Here is a 19215-nt window from a genome sequence, read left to right on the forward strand (position 1 = left end):
GTTTCGAGTGGCGCGGCGAACGGATGCGGCCGATCCAGACGGCGGCATCTTCGCCCGGCTCGGCGACGTCATCGTGCGCTTCCCGTGGTTGGTCATCGCGCTGTGGCTGGCGCTCGCTGTGTGCCTGCCTGCTGTCTCCCCGACGTTGAAGGAGATGGCCGAGAGACGGCCCGTCGCAATCCTTCCCGACGATGCGCCGGCCATGGTGGCCAGCAAGCAGATGCTGACGGCCTTCCAGCAGGCCGGCACGGACAGTTTCGTCGTGGTGGTGTTGACCAACGACGACGGTCTGACCAAGTCGGACGAGGCGGTGTACCGCACTCTCGTCGAAGCGCTGCACCGCGACACCGGTGATGTGGCCAAGCTGCAGGATTTCTTGAGCGCGCCGCCGCTGCGCGAGGTGATGACGAGCAAGGACAACAAGGCGTGGTTGCTGCCCATCACCTTGCCGGGAACCCTTGGCACGCCCCAGTCCAAACAGGCGTACGCCCGGGTGGCAGAGGTGGTCAATCGCGAAGTCACCAACACCTCGTTGACTCCGCACATGACCGGCCCGGCCGCCACTGTGGCGGATCTGAATGTGGTGGGGGAGCGCGACCTGAAGGTGATCGAGTTCGCGATCACCGTGCTGGTGCTGTTCATCCTGCTGTTGATCTATCGCAATCCGGTGACCATGGTGGTGCCACTGGCGTCGATCGGTGTGGCGGTGGTGGTGGCCCAGGCCGTCGTTGCGTCCGCCGCGCTGTTGGGCCTCGGTATCGCCAATCAGACGATCGTCTTCATGAGCGGCATGATGGTGGGTGCCGGCATCGACTATGCGGTGTTCCTGATCAGTCGTTACCACGACTATCTGCGCCAGGGAGAGGCCTCCGATGAGGCGGTCCGAAAAGCGCTGGTCTCCATAGGCAAGGTGATCGCGGCGTCCGCGGCGACCGTCGCGGTGACGTTCCTCGGGATGTCGTTCACCAAACTCGGACTGTTCTCGTCGGTCGGACCGGCTTTGGCGATAGCGATCTCAGTGGCGTTCCTGGGTGCGGTCACGCTGCTTCCGGCGGTGTTGACGATCGTGGGACGGCGCGGTTGGATCGCGCCGCGCCGCGACCTGACGACCCGGTTCTGGCGACGCTCGGGTATGCGGATCGTGCGCAGGCCCGTCGCACATCTGGTCGCCAGCCTGATCATCTTGGCCATCCTGTCGGGATTCGTCCTGACGACCAACTACAACTACGACGATCGAAAAGCGCTGCCGGTCAATGCCACCAGTTCGCAGGGTTATACCGCGCTGGAGCAGCACTTTCCGCTGAACTCCATCGTTCCGCAGTACCTGGTCATCAGCTCCACGAAGGACCTTCGCGAACCGCAGGCGCTTGCCGATCTCGAACAGATGGTGCAGCGGATCGGCCAGTTGCCGAACATGGGGTTGGTCCGGGGTATCACCCGTCCCACCGGCCAGCCGCTGGAGCAGGCGAAGATCTCCTATCAGGCCGGCGAGGTGGGTAAACAACTCGGAGCGGGATCGCAGCAGATCGTGCAACGGACAAGTGATCTGGCTCGACTGAACTCCGGGGCAGGTGAGCTCGCCGACAGCCTTGGCACAGTACGGGGGCAGGTCACCCAGGCGATCGACCAGGCCCGGGGCATGCTCGACACACTGGCGGCGGTCCAGAACACGGTGGGCGGCAACAAGACTCTGCGGGATATCGACAACGCGACCAAGCTCGTCAGCAATATGCGATCGCTCGGCGAGTCGATCGGGCTCAACGTCTCCAACCTGTCCAACAGCTTCGAATGGCTTGCCCCGGTACTCACCGCGTTGAACGCCAGCCCGGTGTGCGATGCGGATCCCGGCTGTGTCACCGCGCGAAACCAGTTGGTCCGGCTGTCGGTGGCACGCTCCGACGGCACTTTCGACCGGCTTGCCGAGCTGGGCCGGGAACTGCAGAACACGGAGGCTGCGCAGTCACTGGCCAACACGACGACGGGCTTGCGACGTGCCCTCAACACTGCCTCCACTGCGATGCGTTCACTGGGCCTGAACAATCCGGGCAGTGTGCAGTCCCGGTTGAACAACGTGCAGAGCGGGGCCGACAAGCTGGCGGACGCCGGCCGGCAGGTCGCCGATGGAGTCCAGCAGCTGGTGGGCGAGACGCTGAAGATGAGCGGCAGCCTGGCCGAGGCTTCGGCGTTCCTGATGACGCTCAAACATGACGCGACCACCCCGGCGATGGCTGGATTCTATGTTCCGCCAACCAGTTTCGGGATCGAAGACTTCAAGAAGGCAGCTCAGCTGTTCATCTCGCCGGATGGCCATTCGGTGCGTTACCTGCTTCAGACGGATCTGAATCCGTTCAGTGTCGAAGCGATGGACCAGGTGAACGAGATCATGGAAACCGCCCGCGGGGCACAACCCAATACCGAGCTCGCTGACGCGTCGGTGTCAGTGGTGGGCTTCCCGGTGATCTTGCGCGACACCCGCGACTACTACAACCACGACATCCGGTTCATCGTGGTGGTGACCATCCTGGTGGTCCTGCTGATCCTCGTCGCGCTGCTGCGTGCGATCGTGGCGCCGCTGTACCTGATCCTGTCCGTGGTGATCTCATATCTCGCGGCCCTCGGGATCGGCACAGTCTTCTTCCAGTTCCTGCTGGGGCAGCAATTGCACTGGAGTGTCCCGGGATTGACCTTCATCATCCTGGTGGCGGTCGGCGCGGACTACAACATGCTGCTGATATCGCGGATTCGTGAGGAGTCCGCACGTGGTCTGCGGCTCGGTGTCATCCGCACGGTAGGGGCCACCGGCGGCGTGATCACCGCGGCCGGACTCATCTTCGCCGCCACCATGTTCGGGCTGGTCTTCAGCAGCATCAGCACGATGGTGCAGTCCGGATTCGTGGTCGGCGTGGGATTGCTGATCGACACGTTCCTGGTCCGGACCATCACCGTTCCCGCGGCGGCAACCCTGGTCGGTAAGGCCAATTGGTGGCCGTCGCGGGCGGGAGCGGGACCAGGCCACGGCCACTGAGCATGGCCGCGCCGCGTCGGGTGGATCAGCGCTTCTTCTTGCCCTTGGGCAGCAGCGGGATGCCGTTCTTGGGCAGCGGGATCCCGTTCTTGGGTAGCTGCACCCCGTTCTTGGGTAGCAGTCCCCGAACCTGACTGGCGATCCTGACCGCGTTGACGGTGTTGCCCGCGACGTTGGTGGCTGTCGAAACGGCGTTGATGGGCACAGAGATCGGCGTCGCGATGTCGCCCGGTGCGATGCCATTGAGGTTCGGCAGGCGCAGTCCTTGCTCGGCCGGCGGGGGAGTCGGGCCGTAGGCGCGATTGACCATCGGGGTGAGCACGCGGTTGAGGTCATCGGCCATCCCGGCCGAGATCGTGCCGCTCTGCCTCATGTACTCGACGAGCGGAAGTCCATCCGCAGGAACGAAATACGTCGTGGTGGTGGCACCCTTGCTGTTGGTCGTCACGCTCACGTTCTGCGCCGGGACGCTGGCCGGGTCCGAGAATGCGGTCGCGGTATGTCCGGTACCACCGGCGATCACCGCGTTCGCCAGCGCCAGCAAGTTGCCGGGCCGGTCCAGCGGATCGCTGAAGATGTCGTACTGAGCCACCACATCCACGGTGTCGTACTGGCTTTCGACCGGTGTCGGCACGGCGTAGTTGAGCACCGGGACAGTGGTGCCGGGACGGAACCACTTGGTGAACAGATGATCAGGATTGCCGGCCTTGACGAACGTCAGTTGATCCGGCGCCGGCGCGTCGGGGTCGTTGGCGAGGCGGGCTTGTTCGGCGTTGAGGGCCAGAACGCCCTGCGACAGTCCGGTGACGGTGACGTCGCCGTCGGTGCCGCGTATCCGCGAGTCGAGATTGTTGGTGCCCTGATCGACCGACTGTGCCAGGGTGGGCGAGTTCTTACCGGTGATGGGCCACAGGCTGCCCGGATACGGGACGACTTCGCGCGTCGCGCCGGCACTGTCGTAGTACTTCGCACCGATCTCCGGTTGTGTGGAGGGGTTGAAGTGGTACAGGGCACGCAACCCCGGATAGGGCGACGGCGATGTACCCGGAACGATCAACGCGGTCTCGGCCGACGCCACACCGCAGCTGAAAGCGGTCAGCGAACCGACCATTCCTGCGGCGACGGCGGCAGCGAAAAGTCGGTTCATTCGTCCTCCTGACGGCGGGCAAGTGAAAACACCCGGCAAATTTGCATCCCCGCGATCGTATCCCGTCCCGGCAGCAGGATCGAGTGCTCGCCCGATCTTTGTTCTCATTGTGTGTGCCTTCATGTTTCCGCGCCCCGGGGCGCTGTGGCCGGCCGCAGCCGTCAGGCCGCGGGCCTCCGGATCGTCAGCAAACCACGGTATTCGGCGGCCGGCTCCACGTCGGCGCCGTCACAAGTGCACGAGCCCCATCGCCAGGATCAGACAACCGCCCACGGCAACAATGACCGCCATGTCGCGTCGTCGTCTGTCCTGCACCCAGGTGTGCAGGGAGGACAACAATATTTGAGTTTTCTTCGGCGCGGCGATGTACCCGATCAAGGGCAACTCGACCAGTGTGAAGGCCACGACGTTGAACAGCAGCAGCGCTTGAGCTTGCACGACGGGACTCTCACCGGAAGCCAGGATCACCGCCATTGCGCCCATGAAATTGGCTGAGGGCAAGGCAGTTCCGAGTCCGCTCACCCACGCCACCCACAACGAGTCACCCTGGAGTGCCCGGCGAAGCCGAGCGAATGTCGTTGTGCGTGTCTCTGCCTGATTCATCCCCGGCGTCGCCGTCGTCTGCCCCGTGGACACCGCCGCAGAGCGCCGGCGCAGCTTGGGCATCGAGAGATTGGACGCCAGCACCAGCGCGATGACCAGGGCGACCAGGCCCACGGTGATCTGCACCGAAGGAACGGTGAATCGGCCGGACGCCAGCGGGGTGGACCGCAGGACGAAGAGCACGACGAGACCGACGCCCATTCCCATGGTGAATCCGCCCGAGAGGAACGCCAACAATTGCAGGAGTGGACGCGGACGGTTGAGCATCAGGACGGCGAGCCCGATTCGGATCGGTTCGAAGATCACCGCGAAGGCCATGACCAACACGGTTGCCCACATGAGCATGCACCGTACTCTGCGGGCCGGCGGCCTGTGTCATGTCGCCCAGTGGTTTCGGCTCGGTGGCCGGTCAGATCGGCGTTTGCGGATGAGTATGGGAACGTGGCGGTAGCAGACCGCCTTGGCTACACTCCCGTGTAGTTTGTGCATCGTGCGAGGCAATCGATTTCTGTTGGAAGTCGTTCGAGCTGCCCCTAATTCGAGGCACTTGCAGCGCATTGTCGACAAAGTTGGCTGAACGTTCGTGCCATGGATGGGTGAGGATCTGATCGCCGCACTACGGTACTGATTTGCGGTCCGTCGGCTGTCGCTTCCGGGGGGAGTCGCAGACGACGCCATACGGACGAAGGAGACGAGTGGCCGGCGAAGGCTCGCGCTTTTCGCGCATCGAAGTTGGCGGTAACGGTGTGAGAGCCAGGGGCTGCAGAACCCTGATCGAGGCGGCGTGTCATGGCGGATGACCCCTCGTCGTATCTGGTCCTGGCTTCCCAGCGCAGCGGCAGTACCTTGTTGGTGGAGTCCCTTCGGTCGACCGGACTCGCCGGAAAACCTGAAGAGTTCTTCCAATTCCAACCGTGGACGAGCCGTGCTCCGCAACCGCGTGAATGGTTTGCCGAGCTCGATGACGAATCGATTCTGCGCCTGCTCGACCCGTTCGATCCCGGCACACCGGACCTTGCGCCGGCCCAGATTTGGCGGGACTACGTTCGCACTGTGGGCCGGACGCCCAACGGGGTTTGGGGCGGAAAGTTGATGTGGAATCAGACTCCGCTGTTGCTGAACCGCGCCAAGGATCTACCCGATCGCTCAGGAGACGGCTTGCGTGCCGCCATCTGCGACGTCATCGGTGAAGAGCCGATATTCGTGCACGTTCACCGCCCGGATGTGGTCTCACAGGCGGTGTCGTTCTGGCGGGCGGTGCAGACCAAGGTCTGGCGTGGCAAGCCCGAGCCTGTGCGCGACGCGCACGTGCAGTATCACGCCGGGGCGATCGCACACCTCGTGCAGTTGCTGCGCGCCCAGGAGGAGGGGTGGCGTGGATGGTTCGCCGAGGAGAACATCACGCCCATCGAGGTCTCCTACCCGGTGTTGTGCAGCGATTTCGCCGGCGTCGCGGGTTCGGTCATGGCGGCGCTGGGTCTCGATCCGCAACTGGCGCCCGGTCCGGCTCTGGAACGACAAGCCGACCATCGTTCCGACGAGTGGGCGAATCGCTATCGGGACGATGCCGAGCAGCAAGGGCTCCCGACCTGATCGACCGATGACAACCGCTGTCATGTGCCGTCATCGGCAGATCTTTGCCGTAAACGTCTGTGCGACTTGATTGTCCGGCTGTCGCGGTGAACTGCATCTGGTAGCCGACGGACGCCCTGGCGGCGAATCGATATTGACGTATGCGATATATTTGACCCGGTGTCGGCGGGTGCTTGCGCATTCACATAGTGCAACTGATTGGCGTGTCGTATCACCGTCCGCCGCAACGTAATTCAAACGTATACTCGGCACGCTGGTACGCACGTGTATCGGCGCGCCATGAACGGAATCACCGTGATTCTTTCTCTTGTGGGTTGTCAACCGTTCATGCGAAACCCGGAATCGTCCTTCTCTGTTGTGCGCTTCCCGGGCGGGTCGAAGATTCCGGAGCGCCGCGCTGTCCGCGCGAGCCGCAACAGGTTGTCCACGTGGCGGTTTCGCGGCAGGGGTCATGAATCGCGGAGTGTTCTGGGCGGCCCGCGATCCGTATCATCGCACCCCGCGGGATTCGGTGAAGTCGGCCCGGTCGAGTTCATCGACAACCGCTTTTCGCGGGCAGCGACATAATCGGCGGATTGCCGGTATTGCCGCCTCACACAATTCGATTATGCGGCGATTCCCGCAATCGCCAGTATTCGTCCGCCGGCGATCGTGGAAACGAATTACGGATTCCGGAAGTAGTTTTCGCGTATTCGAATATCGTGGCCCGACACAAATTTCGGGGCGGGGCATCGCGTGGCTTCGCCGACAGTGCACGCTGGCCGCCTCCGGCGCGTGCCGATGGCCAGGCCGAATCTTTGCCATCTGCGCGCCAATTCGCGTGCGGAACGCGGCCGCCGCCCGCATTGACGTTTCGGCGATTCGTAAACACCGACGCAAACTGCAGCGGCTACGCTGCCAAACTCTGTAGTCCTCTGGTTAGGTGTGACACAGTGAGAACTTCACGAAACAACGGAGTACGTGATTCCGCGGAAGTGCGACCGGAACAGGAGGCAATGTCTGGCGCGTTCCGGGGGTCGTGGGCAGGCGGCGAGATGCTCAGCCCTGATATTTGTCCGTGAGGTTCAAGGGTGGTCATGGGGTCTGTGTGTTACGAGACGCCCGCGACTCGACCGGCATGTGTGCCGCTCGAAATGAGGCCTGTTCGAAGGAGGCTGTGTGTTTGGGATAGCGACGATCGACGAGTGGGAACCGGCCAGAGGTTCTGTCGTCTGCTGGCATGCTTCGCCGGGCGCCTGCGAGAAGGCTCGCCAGGCGCCGGTGAATCCGGTGCCGCCGAGCTATCAGCAGACCCAGCACTTGCGCAGATTCGCCGACCACGCAGCACGTGGGCTGGATATGTCCAGATTGATGATCTTCACGTGGGACGTGCAGGGCAAGTGTGACGTTCGAGCGATGACGTACGTGTTGAGCTGTCACCTGCGCCGCCATGACACGTACCGCAGTTGGTTCGAATTCGATGACACCGACAACATCGTCAGGCACACCATCGCCGACCCGGACGACATCGCTGTCACGCCGCAGCGGCACGGCGACATGAGCGCTGCCGAGCTGCGCGAGCACATCCTGACCACCCCGGATCCGCGGCACTGGGATGGGTTCCGGTTCGGCGTCATCCAGCGGCAGGATCACTTCACCTTCTATGCGAGCATCGCTCACCTGTACATCGACCCGATGATCATGGGCGTCCTGTTCGGTGAGATCTACATGATGTACGGCGCATTGGTGCAGGGCGCCGCGCCGGTGCAGCTGCCGCCGGCCGGCAGCTATGAGGAGTACTGCCTGCAGCAGCGTGACTACACAGCGGGCCTCACGGCCGACTCCCCGGAGATCCGTGCCTGGCTTGAGTTCGCCGCGAACAACGACGGAACCCTACCGGCGTTCCCGTTGCCGCTGGGCGATCTGTCCGTGCCCTGCGATGGCGACACGATGACCGTTTCGGTGCTGGATGCACACCAGACCGATCGGTTCGAATCGGCCTGCGTCGACGGCGGTGCTCGATTCAGCGGTGGCGTGTTCGCCTGTGCGGCATTGGCCACTGCAGAACTCACCGGGGTCGACGCATTTCATGTGATCACACCGACCGACACCCGTACGACGCCGACCGAGCTGGTGACCACGGGCTGGTTCACCGGCCTCGTTCCGGTGAGCGTCCCGATGCCCACCTCATCGTTCGCGGATGCCGCACGGGCAGCGCAGGAGTCGTTCGATTCCGACACCTACCTCGCCAAGGTGCCCTTCGACAGGGTCATGCAGCTCGCTCCGCCGGACCGGGGTGTGAAGAGCCCCCGGCCGGGCAACTTCGTGATGTCGTTCTTAGACGCCAGTGTCGCACCGCTTTCGACCGTCGCGAGTTCAGATCTGAACTTTCAGATCTACAACGAGGGCCGCGCGTCGCATCAGGTCTCGATGTGGGTCACCAGGTTGAAGAACGAGACGGTGGTCACCGCGCTGTTCCCTGGAAACCCTTTGGCGCGCAAGTCCGTGGGCGAGTTCATCGAGGCGATGAAGTCGGTGTACATTCGCGTCGCCGATGGCCGGCAGAGCACCGCATACGCGCAGAATGTCGCCGTGTAACAGTTCTGATGACCAAAGGGGCGGGGCCGGCTGAAAGCCGGCCCCGCCCCTTTGGTCTCAAGCGTCGAGTCTCGCGAACTGGTCCTGATGGTACTGCTCCACACAGGACGCCCGTCGCACCTTGCCGCTGGTGGTGATCGGAATAGATCCCGGCGGCACCATGACAAGGTCCGTGACCTTGAGTCCGTGTGACTGCGAAATCGCTGACGTCACTTCACGTTTGACCGAATGCAATCGCTGCAGCGCCTCGTCCTCGGAGTCGCCGCGCTTCTTGTGCTCGATGATGACCACCAGGTGTTCGGTGCGGTCGTCGGGCACCGAGATGGCCGCCACCCGGCCTCGGCTGATCTCCTGAACGGTCGCCTCGATGTCGTCGGGCGAGTGGTTGCGCCCGTACACGATCAACAGGTCCTTGATGCGTCCCATGATGTAGAGCTCGCCGTCGGCGATGAACCCGAGGTCGCCGGTCCGCAGCCAAAAGCCTTCCGGCGTACCGTCGGACGGGTTTTCGATCGTCGCCCGGAACACACGTTCGCTGTCCTCGGGTCGCTGCCAGTAGCCGAGCGCGACGTTGTTGCCGTGCACCCAGATTTCGCCGGTGGTACCGTTCGGCCGTTCGGTTCGAGTGTCCGGATCGATGATTCGGACACTCGGTGACGCGGGAAGTCCATACGCGACAAGCGGGCGCCCATTCGGGTCATCGGTCGCGACGGCATGGCCCTCGGACAGCTTGTCCGGATCGAAGTTGACGATGTGCGGCGGTTCGCTGGGTTTGCGCGTCGCCACATACACCACCGCCTCTGCCAGACCGTACGACGGTTGGATCGCCGCAGCGGGAAAGTTCAGCGGGGCAAAGCGTTCGGTGAAGCGCCGCACGGTCGCGGCGTGGACGCGTTCGGCTCCGCTCATCAGGTACATCACATTGCCGAGATCCAGGCCGGCCATATCCTCGTCAGAGGTGCGGCCCAGGGCCAGTTCGAAGGCGAAATTGGGCCCGGCAGAAAGGGTTCGGGGGTAGCTGGCCAAAAGCTGCATCCATCGCGCCGGTCGTTGCAGGAAGGCGACCGGACTGGTCAGCACCGTGCGAATGCCGCCGAGCACCGGCACGCAGATACCGAGCATCAGTCCCATGTCGTGGTAGAAGGGCAGCCATGACACGAACGTGGTGTCCGGGGGTGCCACGTTTCCGTGGTCTCCGAAGAACCCGGCCATCATCTGCTCGAAGTTCGCGGAGAGGTTTCCGTGCGAGATCTCCACGCCGGCGGGGCGACGTGTCGAGCCCGACGTGTACTGCAGGTAGGCGGTCTCCGGGCGGCGCACCCGTGCCGGGCGCGCACCTTTCTGGTCGAGGTCCAGGGTGTCCACCTCGATCACGACGGCATCATTGCCGTTCGCGGTGGCGTATTCGCGCACCGTGGCCGCGACGGACGATGAGGTCAGGACGATGGCCGGAGAGGTGTCCTTGAGTACCGATGTGGTCCGCTCGTCGTGGGCTCCGCCGTGCGGCACCGAGAGGGGGACGGCGATGAGTCCCGCCTCCAGCGACGCGAGGAACGCGATGACGTAGTCGAAGTTCTGCGGAGACAGGATCACCGCGCGGTCGCCGACGTTGGCCTTGGACCCGAGTTCCTGGGCCAGGTTCAACGTCTTTCGATACAGCTGAGCCCACGTGAGGGTGTGCTCGACGCCATTCCAGTCCTGCTCATAGTCGATGAACGTGAAGGCGATGTCGTTGGGTTGCAGACTCGCTCGTTCGCGCAGAACGGCTGGGATCGTTGACTGACTCATATGGCCCTCTCGAAAAGCTGCTGCCCGGAAACGGAATGGCCGAGCGTAGGCACTCGGGAGCTTACCGGTTGGCTTCTGGCGTGGCGGAGCTTGCCGTAACCGGCACCGGTGGCACCCGGCAATGGTTCAGATCAACTCGATGTGGAGGCCTGGGCGGGCCACGGTTCGTTCGGTGGCCGCACTAGAGCCGCCGGGCCGCGAAGGTCGCGGCTTCCGTCGCGGCGCCCACCTGAACGTAGGCGCCGTGTACCGGCAGGTTCACCCCGTTGGAGCAGACGGGATCGCCGATCGCGCACAGGTCGATGCTCTTGCTGCCGTACAGCGCGTTCGTCTGCGTGAACGAGGCGCGACCGTTCTTCCTTGACGGATTCCCGAACAGCACGACCGCAGCAACGTGATCGGCGACAGACGGAGGCAACGAGACGGGATTGCCCCATGCCGCGCCGTCGGTGCCCGTGACGAGCTCGATGACGTTGGCACCCTGGGAGAAACCGCCGAGAACCAATTCGGTTCGGGGACACTCGGCCACCATCGCCTGAAGGTGAGCACTCGCATCGTCGGCGCCGAGGGTGGAGGAGTGGGCGAAGTCGATGCCCGCGGGATAGTTCACCGCGTAGACGCCGATCTTCTTGCTCGGGGCCTGTTCCGTCAGTGAATCGACGAAGGCCTGCCCGAGGGCGCCGATGCCGGGTGCGGCGCCAGTGCCCCGGGCGAACACCACCTCGACGTCAGGGCATGTCTCGGCGTGTGCCGATGGCGGCGCGGACGTGAACGCCGCGATGACCAAGCCTGCTGTCGTGGCGATCCTGGTGACGGTCTTGAGCACCGGGTGATCGTCACACACTCGGACGTGGAATGGCGGTTACCCGTGGTGGTCCGGCGGTCACCGATTGCTCCGGGCCAGCCACCGAGTTTTGATCCGCCAGGAATGTGCCGAGGCAAGGGCGAAGATCGCACCGCAGCCGCACGCGAAGATCCACACCAGCCGGCCGTTTTCGATGGGCTGCAGGGCCGGCACCAGAGATGTGACGATGCGGGTGGTGCAGGCGAGCATTCCGCTGACAGAGGCGAACAGGTAGATGTTGGCGATCCGGCGTGACTGTGGGTCGCGCCGCAGCACCAGCATGGCGCGGGCCCCGTAGCCCAGCAGGTAGATCAAGGTGCCGCAGAGCAGGATCCAATACGCGCTGAGCCAGAAGTCGGTCGGGACCTGGAAGAAGTCGGGCCGGTACACCGCGGCACCGTTGCCCATCGAGAAGGTGGCCAGCAGCACCGGGATACAGATGGTGGCCGGGCGCTCGACGTACTGCTTGAAGGAGCGCTGCATGGCGTTGTCGTCCTGGAGCCGGCCCAGTGAGTTGTAGACGATGGCCGACGCGGCGACGATGTAGCAGTCGTGGCCGATGTAGTCCTCGAGATTCCACTTGCCGGTCAGCGTGTGCAGCACTTGCCCGATGGTCGCCGAGGCCCATGGTGACATCAGCAGCACCGCCAGGCCCTGTAACGCGATGTTCAGGGTGGCGGCCACTTCCCATCGGCAGGACCAGGTGACTCTCCTGATCCACAGGCTCCACAGGATGCAGGCCAATGTGATTGCGATGAGTGTGGCGATGGACATAACAATTTGCCTCGGACGGTGTCGCGGATAGCCGACGCCCCGGCTGCTAGAGCGGGGGAGCGTCGGGTCGTGGGGTCAGTTCGGACAGTCTCTTGTGCCGGTGGACGGCGGGCCGGGTACGGGTGATGGTGTCCGACGGCGCCACGGTCACCGGTGACGACTCGATGTAGTGCCAGACTTCCTGGCGGCTCATCAGCCCGAACCGGATCTGCAGATCCGGATAGCTGAGGCCGAAGCGGTCGGCCACCTGCCGCAGTTCCTCGGCGTTGGGATAGTCGGCCTCTTTCACGCGCCGGTAATAGGTGCTGCTGGAGACACCCAACGCGCTATAGACAGCCTTGGCGTCGACTTCACCGTCCAGCAGATAGTCCAGCAAGGCCTTGAGCTGCCTGCCGTTCTCGTCGGTACGCGGCATCAGAACACCATAGACCCAGAACCCGTAATTGGTCACAGCGAACCACGGCAACGTCAGCAATGACGTTATTGACAACGGTGTCAGACTTTTGGCACAGCTCTCCCATTTTTGGGACTCTCTGGCTACCGTTACGACTATGTCTGTTTCCGTACTGTCCGACGCGCATGGCACCGGCTCGTGGATAACCGATCACGGCACGGTCGGGGCGCCCGCCGCCTCGGACATGGCAGCGGTGTCCAGTTCGTTGGACGAGGTGCTTTCTGCGGAGCTGCACGGCGCCCAGCTCGCGATGGGTTGTACTGCCGAGGAGTTGCTGCTGGCGGCCTTGGGCCGCACGGTCGCCCGCACGATCGGCGAGGGCACGGTCATCGTCGACGTCGTGAGCGGTCCCGAGCGGGCCGGTTTTCGCCGGGTCGCGGTTGCGTGTGTGGCGCATCGTGGCCTGTCGGGAGCCGAACTGCTCGCCGCGGCACGTCCGGACATCAGTAACCATCCTTCGGCTGACCTGAGCTTCGCCTACGGCGCGGGGCCGCGGACGGAGCAGTCCGCACATTCGCTGGCGTTGCACGTCCATGCCGACACCGTGACCACCACGCGACTGGACTGGAAGTTCGACAGCCGCGGGTTCGACCACCACACGGTCCAGGAGCTGGCCGAGCAGTTCCCGCTCGCGCTGATCGAGGTCACTTCCGGATAGTCGTGATTTCGTCGGATTTGCAGTGCTCATTAGACTGGGCGCATCGGCGCTGATCCGGCCATCACCGGGGAGCCTTCGGAAGAACAGCTGCAGGATTCGGATACCGGATTCGCGGGAGCAGCCCAGTAGAACCGGACGGGTGGGCCCGTGATCGCCCGAAGTTGAGCGGCGCGCTGCTGCAGCGCGCAAGCGGGGTGGTACCGCGGCGCTTGCGCACCCGCGCGACGTCGTCCCCGTGCCTGGAACACAGGCTCCTCTGGTGAGGAGCTCCGACGCCGGCCCTCATCGGGCCACGTCATAGGCACAGGAGACGCGTCAGTGACTGCCCAATCGGAGTCTTCAACGTCAGCCGGCTACCCCAAGCCGGCCGCACCCAACTTCCCTGAACGGGAACTGGAGGTGCTCGACTACTGGGCCGCCGACGACACCTTCCGTGCCAGCATCGCCCGTCGTGACGGTGCCGAGGAATACGTCTTCTACGACGGACCGCCGTTCGCCAACGGGTTACCGCACTACGGCCACCTGCTGACCGGTTATGTCAAGGACATCGTGCCGCGCTACCGCACCATGCGCGGCTACAAGGTGGAGCGCAGGTTCGGCTGGGACACGCACGGCCTGCCTGCCGAACTCGAGGTGCAGCGCCAGCTCGGCATCGCGGACAAAGCCCAGATCGAAGAGATGGGCATCGAGAAGTTCAACGAGGCGTGCCGTGCCTCAGTGCTGAAGTACACCGACGAGTGGCGTGCCTATGTCACCCGTCAGGCCCGGTGGGTGGATTTCGACAACGACTACAAGACCCTGGACCCCACCTTCATGGAGTCGGTGATCTGGGCCTTCAAACAGCTGTGGGACAAGGGCCTGGCCTACGAGGGCAACCGGGTGCTGCCGTACTGCTGGAACGACGAGACCCCGTTGTCCAATCACGAGCTGCGCATGGACGACGACGTCTATCAGAGCCGCCAGGATCCGGCGGTGACGGTCGGCTTCACCGTGACCGACGGCCCGCTGAAGGGTGCGCATCTACTGATCTGGACGACGACACCCTGGACGTTGCCGTCCAACCAGGCCGTCGCCGTCAATCCGGACATCGACTACGTCCTGGTGCAGGGCGCCGACGGGCGACGCTACGTGCTGGCTCAGGCCCGGCTGGCGGCCTATGCGCGTGAGCTCGGCGAGGAGCCCGAGGTCCTCGGCAGCTACACCGGGCGGGACCTGCTCGGCACGCATTACCTGCCGCCCTTCACCTACTTCATGGATGCGCCCAACTCGTTCCAGGTGCTGGCCGCCGAATTCGTCAGCACCGAGGACGGCACCGGCATCGTGCACATGGCCCCGGCTTACGGTGAGGACGACAAGGCCACCGCCGACACCGCCGACATCGTCGCGGTCACCCCCGTCGATTCGAAGGGCCGATTCGACGCATCCGTGCCCGACTACGCGGGTCAGCATGTCTTCGATGCCAATTCACAGATCATCCGTGACCTCAAGAACGGCGACGGGCCGGCGGCGGCCAACGGCGCCGTGCTGTTGCGGCACGAGACCTACGAGCACTCCTACCCACACTGCTGGCGGTGCCGTAACCCGTTGATCTATCGCGCTGTGTCGTCGTGGTTCATCAAGGTCAGCGATTTCCGGGACCGGATGGTCGAACTCAACCAGCAGATCACCTGGTATCCCGAACACGTCAAGGACGGGCAGTTCGGCAAATGGCTGTCCAACGCGCGTGACTGGTCGGTCTCACGAAATCGATACTGGGGCAGCCCCATTCCGGTATGGAAGTCAGATGACCCGGCATACCCGCGGATCGACGTGTACGGCAGCCTCGACGAGCTCGAGCGCGATTTCGGTGTGCGGCCGACCGATCTGCACCGGCCGTTCATCGATGAACTGACGCGGCCCAACCCGGATGACCCGACCGGCAAGTCGACCATGCGCCGCATCGAGGACGTGTTCGACGTGTGGTTCGACTCCGGGTCGATGCCGTACGCGCAGGTGCACTATCCGTTCGAGAACCAGAAGTGGTTCGACGGCGTCGGCGGTGCCGACGATCAAGCCGGCGTCGGCGGTGCCGACAATCAAGCCGGCATGAGCGGTGCCGGCAATGAGACAGGGACTGGAGTCGATGCCCATTTCCCGGGCGACTTCATCGTCGAGTACATAGGCCAGACCCGCGGCTGGTTCTACACCATGCACGTGCTGGCCACCGCACTGTTCGACAAGCCGGCATTCAAAACCTGTGTGGCGCACGGGATCGTGCTGGGCAACGACGGCCAGAAGATGAGCAAGTCGCTGCGCAACTACCCGGATGTCAGCGAGGTGTTCGACCGGGACGGGTCCGACGCCATGCGGTGGTTCCTGATGGCCTCGCCCATCCTGCGCGGGGGCAACCTGATCGTCACCGAGCAGGGCATCCGCGAAGGCGTTCGGCAGGTGCTGTTGCCATTGTGGAACGCCTACAGCTTCCTGGCGCTGTACGCACCGAACAAGGGCACCTGGCGCACCGATTCCGGCAATGTGCTGGATCGCTACATCTTGGCCAAGCTGGCCCAGTTGCGTGACGATCTCACCGTTGCGCTCGACACGTGTGACATCTCGGGGGCCTGCGACCAGTTGCGGCAGTTCACCGAGGCGCTGACGAACTGGTATGTGCGCCGGTCACGTTCGCGCTTCTGGGAGGAGGACGCCGACGCCATCGACACCCTGCACACCGTCCTCGAGGTGACCTGCAGGCTGGCCGCGCCACTGCTGCCGTTGGCCACCGAGGTGATCTGGCGAGGATTGACCGGTGAGCGCTCTGTGCATCTGACCGACTGGCCGGAAGCCGATGTCCTGCCCGTGGACACCGATCTGGTGGCCGCGATGGACCAGGTGCGCGAGGTCTGTTCGGTGGGATCGTCGCTACGCAAGGCCAAGAAGCTGCGGGTGCGCCTGCCACTGCCGAAACTGACTGTGGCGTTGGAAGACTCGGTGGATCCGGCGTCGATCACGCCGTTCGCCGAGCTGATCGCAGACGAGCTGAACGTCAAGGCCGTCGAGGTGACGGACGACATCGACACCTACGGAAAGTTCGAGCTCGCCGTCAACGCCCGGGTCGCCGGCCCGCGGATCGGCAAGGACGTGCAGGCTGCGATCAAGGCCGTGAAGGCGGGGGAGGGCGTCGTGAATCCGGACGGGACCCTGACCGCCGGGCCGGTGGTACTGCAACCGGAGGAGTACACCGCCAAGCTGGTTGCCGCCGATCCGGAGTGGACCGCGGCCCTGCCCGACGGCGCGGGCCTGGTGGTACTCGACGGCACGGTCACCGAGGAGCTCGAGGCCGAGGGCTGGGCCAAGGACCGGATCCGCGAACTGCAGGAGCTGCGCAAGTCGACGGGCCTTGAGGTGTCCGACCGCATCCTCGTGCAGATGTCGGTGCCGGCGCAGTACGAGCCGTGGGCGCGTACTCACCGGGATCTGATCGCCGGTGAAATCCTCGCCACTGGTTTCGAGTTCGTCGACGGCGCCGCGCTGCCGGACGGCAATGTGATCGGGGACGGGGTACGGGTCGCGATCGCCAAAGCATGATTCGCGAGAGTGAGCTTGTGTGCGAGATTGCCCAATTTTTTGGCACACAAGCTCACGTTCGCCGGGCGAGGCGGGGTCAGGCGCCGGCGATCCGTGCCGTGCGGTCACCGAGTGAAACGGTGTCGCCCTGGCGGAGCTGGCGGCCGCGCCGCAGTTCGACCTCGCCGTTGACCGTGACCAGGCCGTCGGCGATGACGGCCTTGGCGTCGGCACCGCTGTCGATCAGGGATGCCAGCTTCAGGAACTGTCCAAGGCGAATCGACTCGTCCCTGATCGGTACGTCCTCCGGCGTCATGGATGTCAGGCTAGCGCCATAGCATCAGCAACTATGAACGGCGCCGAGGTCACGGGCGCGGGCGGACGCTGGGTTCTGCACCTCGACATGGATGCGTTCTTCGCGTCCGTCGAACAGCTGACCCGTCCCACCCTGCGCGGCAGGCCCGTGCTCGTCGGTGGTCTGGGCGGGCGCGGCGTGGTGGCCGGGGCCAGCTATGAGGCGCGCCGGTACGGGGCGCGCTCGGCGATGCCGATGCATCAGGCCCGCCGGCTCGTCGGCGCGCCCGCCGTCGTGCTGCCGCCCCGGGGTGCCGTGTACGGCGTGGCGAGCAGGCGCGCGCTGGACACCGTACGCAGCGTCGTCCCGGTGCTCGAGCAGTTGTCCTTCGACGAGGCCTTCGGCGAACCGGTCGAATTGGTGGGTGCCACCGCGGCCGAGGTCGAGGAGTTCTGCCAGCACTTGCGGGCAAAGGTGCTCGAGCAGACCGGGCTGGTGGCCTCCGTCGGGGCGGGATCTGGAAAGCAGATCGCCAAGATCGCTTCCGGACTGGCCAAACCCGACGGGATCCGGGTGGTCCGGCGCGACGAGGAGGTGCGGTTGCTCGACGGCCTGCCGGTGCGCAAGCTGTGGGGCATCGGACCGGTGGCAGAGGAGAAGTTGCACCGGCTGGGCATCGAGACGGTGGGTGCGCTGGCCGCGCTGTCGGATGCCGAGGCCACCAGCGTGCTCGGTACGGCGGTGGGCGCCGCGCTGCATCGGCTGGCCCGCGGAATCGACGATCGCCCGGTGGCCGAGCGCGCCGAGGCCAAGCAGATCAGTGCCGAGTCGACCTTTGCCGAGGACCTCACCACGTTGCGTCAGTTGCAGGATGCGATCGGCCCGATCGGCGAACACGCGCATCGGCGTCTGGAGAAGGACGGTCGGGGCGCCCGTACCGTCACGGTCAAGCTCAAGAAATCCGACATGGGCACCCTGACTCGTTCGGCCACACTGGCTTACGCCACCACGGAGGCGGCCACCCTGATCGGCACCGCCCGCCGGTTGTTGCTCGACCCGGTCGAGATCGGACCGATTCGCCTTGTCGGCGTGGGCTTTTCGGGATTGTCCGACAGCAGGCAGGAATCGTTGTTCCCGGATCTGGAGCAGCCCGACGAGACCTTCGACTCCCACCATCAGGCCGCCGAGGCGGCCCAGGTGGCCCAAGCCGCGGGTTGGCGCATCGGCGACGACGTGGTCCACCATGACCATGGGCATGGGTGGGTCCAGGGCGCTGGACACGGGGTGATGACCGTGCGCTTCGAGACCCGTGCCAGCGGGCCGGGACCGGCCAGGACATTTCCTGACGACACACCGGGTTTCAGTCGGGCCGACCCGATCTCCAGCCTGGACTGGGGTGACTATCTCAGCGGATTGCCCGACTACCAGAGCACGCCGTAGGTGCTGCTGAGAATGAAGCCGTGCTCGCCGTACGTCTTGCACGTCACCGTGCCCTGATAGCCGACTCCGCAACTGGCGCCCCAGTTCTCCAGGCGGTGCCCCTCGGGCAGCACGTCGACATCGCGGGTGAACGATGCGGTGTCGGAGTGCCGGTAAGCGGCCGGCCCGCCACTGTTGACGAAGATCTGATTGCTGCCTGCCGGTGCGTCGATAGGGACGGCATCACATCCCACTGGACCGCCGTTGGGTCCTATGCCGCAATGACGACCGTCCGGGGTCCGGAAGAACACGCCGTAGAAATCGGTGGGGGAGCTGTAATGGCCCTGCGCCATGGGATAGCTGTCGATGTCGTCGGCGCCGGGCGGTGGCTCGGCCGCGGCGGTCGGCACGGGGCACAGTGCCAACAGGCCGATCGCGGCAATTGCCAGAAGGGAGCGCATACGTTCCATTCAACCGATGCCGTCAACCCCGTGG

Annotated in this window: 14 protein-coding genes; 6 read left to right on the forward strand and 8 right to left on the reverse strand. The window is 64.6% G+C overall.

Annotated features, from left to right (window positions below):
• Positions 1–7 precede the first annotated feature (7 nt).
• Positions 8–3025, forward strand: a complete 3018-nt coding sequence (locus tag H977_RS32815) for an MMPL/RND family transporter (RefSeq protein WP_231395913.1) — start codon at positions 8–10, stop codon at positions 3023–3025.
• A gap of 25 nt (positions 3026–3050) precedes the next feature.
• Here the strand turns inward: H977_RS32815 and H977_RS0109350 are convergent, their stop codons facing one another.
• Positions 3051–4172 carry a PE-PPE domain-containing protein gene (locus H977_RS0109350; protein ID WP_029107610.1) on the reverse strand — a complete coding sequence of 374 codons (1122 nt, stop codon included), beginning with the start codon at positions 4170–4172 and terminating at the stop codon, positions 3051–3053.
• A gap of 228 nt (positions 4173–4400) precedes the next feature.
• Entirely contained in the window at positions 4401–5114 is a 714-nt protein-coding gene (locus H977_RS0109355) for a GAP family protein (protein WP_029107611.1), read from the reverse strand.
• Positions 5115–5564: 450 nt separating this feature from the next.
• Here H977_RS0109355 and stf0 point away from each other — a divergent pair, with 450 nt between their 5' ends.
• Together stf0 and H977_RS0109365 are read left to right on the forward strand one after the other, a co-directional pair.
• The gene (stf0, locus tag H977_RS0109360; RefSeq protein WP_029107612.1) at positions 5565–6368 is read left to right on the forward strand and encodes a trehalose 2-sulfotransferase; all 804 of its coding nucleotides are present in this window, start codon (positions 5565–5567) and stop codon (positions 6366–6368) included.
• 1158 nt (positions 6369–7526) lie between these two features.
• Entirely contained in the window at positions 7527–8945 is a 1419-nt protein-coding gene (locus H977_RS0109365) for a condensation domain-containing protein (protein ID WP_029107613.1), read from the forward strand.
• Positions 8946–9002: 57 nt separating this feature from the next.
• On the opposite strand, the gene H977_RS0109370 is transcribed toward H977_RS0109365, so the two are convergent.
• From H977_RS0109370 to H977_RS0109385, 4 genes are all read right to left on the reverse strand, one after another.
• A complete protein-coding gene (locus H977_RS0109370; protein WP_029107614.1) occupies positions 9003–10733 on the reverse strand; it encodes an AMP-binding protein in 1731 nt (576 codons plus the stop codon).
• Positions 10734–10914: 181 nt separating this feature from the next.
• Positions 10915–11559 (reverse strand): cutinase family protein, encoded by a 645-nt coding sequence (locus H977_RS0109375; protein WP_231395914.1) that lies wholly within the window; start codon positions 11557–11559, stop codon positions 10915–10917.
• Positions 11560–11616: 57 nt separating this feature from the next.
• Positions 11617–12351, reverse strand: a complete 735-nt coding sequence (locus tag H977_RS0109380; protein WP_029107616.1) for a hypothetical protein — start codon at positions 12349–12351, stop codon at positions 11617–11619.
• A gap of 46 nt (positions 12352–12397) precedes the next feature.
• On the reverse strand, positions 12398–12766 hold the full coding sequence (locus tag H977_RS0109385; RefSeq protein ID WP_029107617.1) for a hypothetical protein: 369 nt from the start codon (positions 12764–12766) through the stop codon (positions 12398–12400).
• 136 nt (positions 12767–12902) lie between these two features.
• Here H977_RS0109385 and H977_RS0109390 point away from each other — a divergent pair, with 136 nt between their 5' ends.
• Together H977_RS0109390 and ileS are read left to right on the forward strand one after the other, a co-directional pair.
• Positions 12903–13463, forward strand: a complete 561-nt coding sequence (locus tag H977_RS0109390; protein ID WP_081681667.1) for a hypothetical protein — start codon at positions 12903–12905, stop codon at positions 13461–13463.
• A 318-nt stretch (positions 13464–13781) separates the two neighbouring features.
• Positions 13782–17027, forward strand: coding sequence for an isoleucine--tRNA ligase (gene ileS, locus H977_RS0109395; protein WP_029107619.1), 3246 nt, complete (start codon positions 13782–13784; stop codon positions 17025–17027).
• Between the two features lie 76 nt (positions 17028–17103).
• On the opposite strand, the gene H977_RS0109400 is transcribed toward ileS, so the two are convergent.
• The gene (locus H977_RS0109400) at positions 17104–17322 is read right to left on the reverse strand and encodes an RNA-binding S4 domain-containing protein (RefSeq protein ID WP_029107620.1); all 219 of its coding nucleotides are present in this window, start codon (positions 17320–17322) and stop codon (positions 17104–17106) included.
• A gap of 33 nt (positions 17323–17355) precedes the next feature.
• On the opposite strand from H977_RS0109400, the gene H977_RS0109405 reads away from it, so the two are divergent.
• The gene (locus tag H977_RS0109405) at positions 17356–18741 is read left to right on the forward strand and encodes a DNA polymerase IV (RefSeq protein ID WP_029107621.1); all 1386 of its coding nucleotides are present in this window, start codon (positions 17356–17358) and stop codon (positions 18739–18741) included.
• Here the strand turns inward: H977_RS0109405 and H977_RS0109410 are convergent.
• Complete coding sequence (locus H977_RS0109410; RefSeq protein WP_036475626.1) at positions 18723–19181, reverse strand: hypothetical protein; 459 nt, start codon at positions 19179–19181, stop codon at positions 18723–18725. The two genes, H977_RS0109405 and H977_RS0109410, sit on opposite strands and share 19 nt — an antisense overlap.
• Positions 19182–19215: the final 34 nt, after the last annotated feature.

Origin of the sequence: Mycobacterium sp. URHD0025 (assembly GCF_000426065.1) — a bacterium.
In the GTDB taxonomy this organism is placed as follows: domain Bacteria; phylum Actinomycetota; class Actinomycetes; order Mycobacteriales; family Mycobacteriaceae; genus Mycobacterium.